The organism is Stenotrophomonas sp. C3(2023), from assembly GCF_032911385.1.
Classification (GTDB): domain Bacteria; phylum Pseudomonadota; class Gammaproteobacteria; order Xanthomonadales; family Xanthomonadaceae; genus Stenotrophomonas.
Genome location: NZ_JAWJLO010000001.1, coordinates 2,638,465 through 2,646,637, shown reverse-complemented (window position 1 = coordinate 2,646,637; position 8,173 = coordinate 2,638,465). Strand labels below are relative to the sequence as shown.

Genomic DNA, 8,173 nt, shown 5'->3' with positions numbered 1-8,173 from the left:
CGGGTACTGCTCATGTCACCGAAGGTGTCGAGGCTGCCGCCGTTGAAGGTCAGTGCACCCGTGGCGTCGCCAAGGTTGGCATCGCCCAGCACCTGCAGCACGCCACCATTGAGCGTGGTGCCGCCGGTGTAGCTGTTGCTGCCAGTGAGCGTCATCACACCGTCGTTGACGGTGGTGCCACCGGCATGGGCCAGTGTGCCCGTGAGTGCCATCGCACCCTCACCGTTCTTGACCAGGCCGCCGTTGCCGCTGACGTTGCCGCTGTTGCTGAGCGTGGTGCCTGCATCGGTCAGGAAGCGGCCTTCGCCGTCGAGCAGCACATCACGGTCGCTCTGCAGCGAGCCGGTGGTGTGCAGAGTGCCGTCATTGAGGGTCAGCGTGCCGGCGGCCTGGCCGAGGTTTTCATCCTGGCCCACCTGCAGCACTGCCTGGTTGCTGATCGAGGTGCCGCCGGCATAGGTGTTGCTGCCGGAGAACACCTGGGTGCCGCCTTCAATCGACACGCCGCCTTGACCGGCCAGGGTGCCGGTGAAGGTGTCATTGCCCGCGGTGATCGACAGGTCGCTGGTGCCCAGCTGGACCTGGCCCTTACCCGCCAGCGAGGTCACGCTGACCGGCGTGGTGGTCTGGCTTGCGTCCAGGCTGCCGTCGACGGTGACCTTGGCCGAATTGCTGATGCTGCCGTTGCCGGCCAGCGCCAGGCTGGCGCCTTCATCGACCAGGGTGCTGCCGGTGTAGCCATTGTTGCCGGTGAGGATGACCGAGCCACCGCTGCCGCTGTTGGTGATGGTCAGCGTGCCGGGAGTGCCTGCACTGGCATCGTCGATGGTGCCGGTGAAGGTGGAGGTGTGGCCGTTCTGATCGATGGTGGCCGGCTTGTCATCGATGAGCAGCTGCTGGGCCACCGTGGTGTCCTTGTCGACCACCAGCGTGCCACCAGCGAATTCGGCTGTGTCGGCGCTGCCGAGGTCATCGGTGCCCGTCGGGCCGTCGATGACCACCGGGCCGGTCGGCTGGGTCGGCGTCACCGGCGCGCCGCTGCCGGGGTTGGGAGCGACCGGCAGGAACGGGTCATTGCCCTTGTAGGTCATGCCGGTGCCGTTGTCGACCAGCAGGACCGGGCTGGCAATTTCGTCGTCGAGGTTGAACGAGAGGAAGCCCAGCCGGTAGGTGCCGGCCACGCTCACCTGGTAGGTGGCGACCTGCCAGCCGGTGGCCGCATAGCTGCCGGTGGAGTAGCTGCCGGTGCCCGGTTTGGTGGCGCCAAGCAGCGCGTACTGCGCCTGCAGGTTGTTGACGGTGGCGAAGATCGAGCTGTCGCCCAGGTTCACCAGCGAGGTCAACGACGCATCATTGAAGGACTGATTGTCGGTGGAGATGTACTGCCAGGCCATGGTGAAGTAGTCACCGGCCGACAGCGCAAGGTCCTGGTACAGCCACGACGAGGTGGTAGGTATGCCGTTGAGAACGGTGGCGATGTTTTCCTGGCTGGAGGCGGTCAACCCCAGCGCATTGGCCCCCGTATTGAACTGATCCGAGCTCATGCTGGCCTGCAGGGACGCCATGTACTGCCCCGCAGGGGTGGCGGTCCAGGGACCATTGCCGCCGGGTCTGAAATTCGTCACGCCCGTGACCACCGAGGCGCCGGTACCGCCGTCGCTGCTGTAACCGGTCGCCGACTGGTTGCCGGTCACCGAATAGGTCCAGCCCTGCAGCGTGCCGCTTTCAAAGCCGCCGTTGACGATATCCACCGCCGCCATCGCCGAGGAGCCATACAGCGCCAGCGCGGTCATCAGGGTGAGGGTCGCCAGTGGGCCGCTGCCCAGCCGCGCGGTCCGGCTGCGACGGGTACGGGCACCTGCCGCGACTCCGAACTCCGAGGTCACCACCCACTGCCCAACCGCCTTGCTCCAGACAACCTTGAAAATCCGATTCATACCCGTTCGATCCCCTGATGACGCTGTGTGAACTCACAAAAGTGTGAGATGAATCACACCAGCGGCGTGGACGGGGATTTCTTTAAGGGATTTTTTACGTCCCGGATCAGGGAGCTGAAAGGTTAAGCAGGGCAGCGCTTTACGCGGATGACCACCGGTGTCTTAAACGGCAGCGCTATCGCAATCGGCTTGGCTTGGGTGTACAAATGTACACCATGGATACTGACGATCTTTCCCCACAACGTGCGGCGGTGCTGGCCTGGGTGCGCCAGGCGCTGGCCGGCGGGCAGTCACCCAGTCTGGCCGAGATCGCCCAAGCGTTTGGCTTTGCCTCCCGCAACGCGGCGCAGAAGCACGTGCAGGCGTTGGTGGAGGCCGGCCTGCTGGTGCAGCAGAGCGGGCGCAAACGCGGCCTGCGCCTGCCCGGCGAGCCGGCGCCGCTGCTGCCGCTGGCGGTACTGGGGCGGGTGGCGGCCGGGCAGCCGATCGGTGCCGATATCGGTCTGGACCAGCAGCTGTGGCTGGACCAGCGGATGTTTTCGCCTCGCCCGGACTACCTGCTGAAAGTGCAGGGCGACTCGATGATCGACGATGGCATCCTTGATGGCGATCTGGTGGGCGTGCACCGCACCGCCAGCGCCCGCGACGGCCAGACCGTGGTGGCCCGGGTCGATGGCGAGCTGACCATCAAGCGGCTGCAGCAGCGGCGCGATGGCATTGCCCTGTTGCCGCGCAACCCGGCCCATGCGCCCATCGAGATCCAGCCGGGCCAGGATTTCGCCGTGGAAGGCGTGTACTGCGGTCTGGTACGGAAGGGTTGAGATGCAGGCCGTCGCCAACCTCGAACAGCTGCTGGCCGCGCGCACGTTGTGGCATGCCGGTCGCAGCCGTGCGCAGAGCGCCGATGGCGAGCCCACCGGCCATGCCGGACTGGATGCACTGCTGCCGCAGGGCGGCTGGCCGCAGCGCGCGCTGACCGAACTGCTGTTGCCGGTCGACGGCGTGGGCGAACTGAGCCTGCTGCTGCCCACGCTGGCGCGCCTGAGCCAGCAGGGGGCGGTGGTGGCGGTGATCGCGCCGCCGTTTCTGCCTTATGCACCGGCCTGGCAGGCGGCTGGGGTGGCACTTGACCAGCTGCAGCTGATCGAAGCCAGTGGCCGCGATGCGCTGTGGGCGTTCGAGCAGTGTCTGCGCAGCGGCGCCTGTGGCGCCGTGCTGGGTTGGCCCCGCCAGGCCGATGCGGCGGTGTTGCGGCGTCTGCAGGTGGCCGCCGACAGCGGCCATTGCCTGGGGTTTGCGGTGCGCGAGCAGCGGCATGCGGCCAATCCTTCGCCGGCCGCGTTGCGCCTGGAGGCGGTGCAGCAGGGCGGGGCTGTCCGCTGGCAGGTCCGTAAATGCCGTGGCGGCCCGGCGCCGGCGCAGGCCTTCACGATGGTGGCCGGGTGACTCATGCAGATGCTCTGGGCCTGTATCGTGCTGCCGCAGCTGGCGCTGGATGCCGTTCTGCGTCGCCATCCCGAAGCGTCCGCGCCGCTGGCGCTGGTGGGTGGGCCCGCTCAGCTGCGAACCCTGCAGGCGGTCAATGCCGCAGCGGCGGCGGCCGGGCTGCAGGCCGGCATGCGGCTGACCGCCGCGCTGGCCCTGCTGCCCGAGTTCGAGAAGGTCGACTACGACCCGCAGGCGCCTGAGCGCTGGCAGCGCTTTCTGGCAGCATGGGCCTACCGCCACAGCTCGCTGGTCAGCGCGCAGTGGCCAGGCTGCATCGTGCTGGAAGTGCGTGCCAGCTTCCGCCTGTTCGGGCCGTGGCCGGTCCTGCAGGCGCGTCTGCGCGACGAGCTGCAGGCGTTGGGGTTCCAGCACCGCATTGCATTGGCGCCGACCCCGCGCGCTGCCCAGGTGCTGGCCGGCCTGCGTGATGGCATGGCGCTGCACGATGCCGCACACCTGGGTGACACGCTGGACCGGGTACCAGTGCGCCGTGCGCGGCTGCCCGACGACGCCGGACAACGCCTGCAGCGCATGGGCATCACCCACCTGGCCCAGCTGCGCGCGCTGCCGCGTGACGGTCTGCGGCGCCGGTTCGGTCTGCCCCTGCTGGAGCATCTGGACCGGTTGTACGGGCAGGCCGATGACCCGCTGAGCTGGTACGCGCCGCCGGACCACTTCGATGCCCGCGTGGAACTGGGCCACGAAGTGGAGAACCACACGGCGCTGCTGTTTCCGCTGCGGCGCCTGATCGGCGACCTGTGCACCTTCCTGTCCATCCGCGATGGCGGGGTGCAGCGTTTCACCCTGCGGCTGGAACACGAAGAAGGGCATACCGATGTCGAGGTCGGCCTGCTTGCGGCCGAACGTGATGCCACGCTGTTGTTCGAGCTTACCCGCAACCGGCTCGAACGCTGCGAGGTCCCGCGGCCGGTGGTGGCCGTGCGCCTGCTGGCGCGGCACCTGCCGGCCTTCGTGCCGGCCAGCCGTGACCTGTTTGATACCCGCAACCAGCAGCAGCTGCCCTGGCCGCAGCTGCGCGAACGGCTGCGTGCCCGGCTGGGCGATGCGGCGGTGTACCGGGTAGGGCCGGCCGGCGACCCACGGCCCGAGCGCGCCTGGCAACGGCTGGACGGTGACCGTGTGGTGATCGCCAGTGCGCCCGGTCGGCCGCCCCGGCCCTGCTGGCTGCTGCCGCAGCCGGTGCCGTTGCAGGACCGGCCCGTGCGCATCGTGTCCGGACCGGAGCGGCTGGAAAGCGGCTGGTGGGACGGTCATGAAGCACGCCGTGACTACTACGTGCTGGAAACCTCCCAGGGCCAGCAGGCCTGGGCCTTTGCTGCACCGGGGCAGCAGCAGGACTGGATGCTGCATGGCTGGTTTGCATGAGCCGCGAGTACGAGCGTGATGACAGCCCGGGCAAGCGCATGCCACGCGCCTGGGAAACCCATCAGCGGCTGGCGGCGGCCAATGATGATGTGCATGCCGATGCCGGGCTGCCGGCCTATGCCGAGCTGCATTGCCTGTCTGATTTTTCCTTCCTGCGCGGTGCCTCCAGTGCGGCCGAACTGTTCGCCCGTGCGCGCGATTGTGGCTATGAAGCGCTGGCCATCACCGACGAGTGCTCGCTGGCCGGCATCGTGCGTGGTCTGGAGGCCTCGCGCAGCACCGGGGTGAAGCTGGTGGTCGGCAGTGAGTTCACCCTGGTCTGTGGGCTGAAGCTGGTGCTGCTGGTGGAGAACCGTGCCGGCTACACACGCCTGTGCGAGCTGATCACCACCGGGCGCCGCGCGGCCGGCAAAGGCAGTTACCGGCTTGACCGGGATGACCTGCAGCGGGTACTGGGCAATGCCGGCGGCGATGCGCTTGGGCTGTTCGCGCTGTGGGTGCCGGGTGCGCAGCCTGACGACACGCAGGCCACATGGTTGCAGCAGGTGTTCGCCGATCGCGTGTGGCTGGCGGTGCACCTGCACCGCGAACAGGACGATGCGGCCCGGTTGGCGCTGCTGCAGGCGTGCGCGGCGCGGCTTGGGATGCCTGCGCTGGCCTGTGGTGATGTGCACATGGACCTGCGCCGACGTCGGGTGCTGCAGGACACCATGACCGCCATCCGCCAGCGCCTGCCGTTGGCCGAGTGCGGCGCGTTCCTGTTCCGTAATGGCGAACGCCACCTGCGTACCCGGCTGGCCCTGGGCAACATCCATCCCCCGGCGCTGCTGGCGGCCAGCGTGGCACTGGCGCGACGCTGCCAGTTCAAGCTGGACGAGGTGACCTACAGCTACCCGGCCGAACTGGTGCCCGAAGGGCATACCCCGGCCAGCTGGCTGGCCGAACTGACCGCGCGTGGCCTGCGCCAGCACTGGCCCAACGGTGTGCCCGGTGCGGTGCAGGAGCGCGTGGCGCAGGAACTGGCCCTGATCAGCGAACTGGAATACGAGGCCTTCTTTCTTACCGTGGAGGACATCGTACGCTTTGCCCGCTCGCGCGCCATTCTCTGCCAGGGGCGCGGCTCGTCGGCCAATTCGGCGGTGTGCTTCGCGCTGGGCATCACCGTGGTCAATCCGGCCGAGAGCCGGTTGCTGATGGCACGGTTTCTCTCGCGCGAGCGCGGCGAGCCGCCGGATATCGACGTGGATTTCGAGCACGAACGGCGCGAGGAAGTGCTGCAGTACGTGTATGGCAAGTACGGCCGCGAACGTGCGGCTCTGGCGGCCACGGTGATCCGCTACCGCGGCAAGAGCGCGGTGCGTGATGTGGCCACCGCCTTCGGCCTGCCTGCCGACCAGATCGCGCTGCTGGCCGAGTGCTTTGGCTGGGGCAACGGCGAGACCCCGATGCAGCAGCGTCTGGCCGAAGCCGGGTTTGATGCGGACAACCCGCTGCTGCGGCAGGTGCTGGAGGTGGCCGGACAACTGCGTGACCACCCCCGGCATCTGTCCCAGCACGTGGGCGGGTTTGTCATCAGTGACGCACCGCTGAGCCGGCTGGTGCCGGTGGAGAACGCCGCGATGGCCGAGCGCACCATCATCCAGTGGGACAAGGATGACCTTGAAACCATGAAGATGCTCAAGGTCGACTGCCTGGCGCTGGGCATGCTGACCTGCATCCGCAAGGCGATCGCCCTGATCGAGCAGCATCGCGGGCGGCGCATCGAGCTGGCCCGGCTGCCGGGCCAGGACGAAGCGACCTTCGACATGATCTGCGCGGCTGACACCATCGGTGTGTTCCAGATCGAATCGCGCGCACAGATGAGCATGCTGCCGCGGCTGCAGCCGCGCCGGTTCCAGGACCTGGTGGTGCAGGTGGCCATCGTCCGCCCGGGGCCGATCCAGGGCGGCATGGTCCACCCCTATCTGCGCCGTCGGCAGGGCAAGGAAGCGGTGACCTATCCCTCGGCCGGCATCGAGGAGATCCTTGGCAGCACGCTGGGCATTCCGTTGTTCCAGGAGCAGGTGATGGAGCTGGTGATCCATGCCGGCTACAGCCACGAGGAAGCTGACCAGCTGCGGCGTTCGATGGCGGCCTGGAAGCAGGGCGGGGACATGAACCCGCATCGCGAGCGCATCCGCGAGTTGATGCTGGGCAAAAACTACTCCGAAGCCTTCATCGAGCAGATCTTCGAGCAGATCAAGGGCTTTGGTTCTTACGGCTTTCCGCAGAGCCATTCAGCCTCCTTCGCCAAGCTGGTCTACATCAGCTGCTGGCTGAAGTGCCATGAGCCGGCGGCGTTTGCCTGTGCGCTGCTCAACTCCCAGCCGATGGGGTTCTACTCACCCAGCCAGATCGTGCAGGACGCCCAGCGCGGTCATGGTGCTCGACCGGGCGTGCAGGTGCTGCCGGTGGATGTGACCTGCAGCGACTGGGACTGCACGCTGGAAGGGGGGCAGCCGGCCAGCGCCGCCGGCCCGGGGCAGCAGCCGGCGATCCGGCTGGGGCTGCGCCAGCTGGTGGGCTGCAGCGAGGCGGCGGCACAGGCGATCATGCAGGCACGCCAGCAGCGCCGCTTCACCGATGTGGCCGACCTGTGCCGACGCGCCCGGCTTGACGCGCGCAGCCGTCAGGTATTGGCCGACGGCGGTGCGCTGGCCGCGCTGGCCGGCAACCGCAATGCCGCGCGCTGGGCGGTGGCCGGCATCGAACAGGAGCGGCCGCTGCTGGCCGGCAGCGTGGCCGAGGAGGAGATCGTGCTGCCCGCCCCTGGCCAGGTGCAGGAGGTGCTGTCCGATTACCGCAGCAGCGGGCTCACCCTCGGCGCGCACCCGCTGGCGTTGCTGCGGCCCCGCCTGCAGGCCGAGCGCGCACTGGACTCGCGCCAGCTGCGCGCGCTGCCCCACGGCCGGGGCGTGCACGCCATCGGCCTGGTGACCCAGCGGCAACGGCCCGGTACGGCCAGCGGCACCGTGTTCGTGACCCTGGAAGATGAGCACGGCATGGTCAATGTGCTGGTCTGGCCGCACCTGGCGCTGCGCCGGCGCAAGGCCCTGCTCGGGGCCCGCCTGCTGGGCGTGCGCGGGCGCTGGGAGTGCGTGGACGGCGTCCGCCACCTGATCGCCGGCGATCTGCGCGACTACAGCCATCTGCTGGGCGACCTGCAGGTCGATTCACGCGATTTCCGGTGAGCTGAGGCGCTTGGCCGTGCGCGGCAAGCGCAGCGCGGGCCCGTCTGACCGGGTTCATGTTTCAACCGTGATGCACATCTCAATTCCGCCTGCGCAACGCCGCTAACGGTTGGCAGCCCCTTCCAGGAACCG

5 protein-coding genes are annotated in these 8,173 nt (G+C 68.4%); 4 read left to right on the top strand and 1 reads right to left on the bottom strand.

Annotated elements, in window-relative coordinates; translation table 11 throughout:
• Positions 1-1,937 (bottom strand): autotransporter-associated beta strand repeat-containing protein (locus RZA67_RS11770; RefSeq protein WP_317212927.1); only part of this gene is annotated, 1,937 nt, incomplete at its 3' end.
• A gap of 206 nt (positions 1,938-2,143) precedes the next feature.
• Between RZA67_RS11770 and lexA the strand changes: the two genes are divergently transcribed.
• Genes lexA through RZA67_RS11750 form a run of 4 tightly spaced genes read left to right on the top strand, consistent with a single transcriptional unit; the run spans position 2,144 to position 8,041 of the window.
• Entirely contained in the window at positions 2,144-2,758 is a 615-nt protein-coding gene (gene lexA, locus RZA67_RS11765; protein ID WP_317212926.1) for a transcriptional repressor LexA, read from the top strand.
• Position 2,759: 1 nt separating this feature from the next.
• A complete protein-coding gene (gene imuA, locus RZA67_RS11760) occupies positions 2,760-3,383 on the top strand; it encodes a translesion DNA synthesis-associated protein ImuA (protein WP_317212925.1) in 624 nt (207 codons plus the stop codon).
• A 9-nt stretch (positions 3,384-3,392) separates the two neighbouring features.
• A complete protein-coding gene (locus RZA67_RS11755; RefSeq protein WP_317214007.1) occupies positions 3,393-4,811 on the top strand; it encodes a DNA polymerase Y family protein in 1,419 nt (472 codons plus the stop codon).
• The gene (locus RZA67_RS11750; protein ID WP_317212924.1) at positions 4,808-8,041 is read left to right on the top strand and encodes an error-prone DNA polymerase; all 3,234 of its coding nucleotides are present in this window, start codon (positions 4,808-4,810) and stop codon (positions 8,039-8,041) included. The genes RZA67_RS11755 and RZA67_RS11750 overlap by 4 nt, the downstream gene beginning before the upstream one ends.
• The last annotated feature ends 132 nt before the right edge of the window (positions 8,042-8,173 follow it).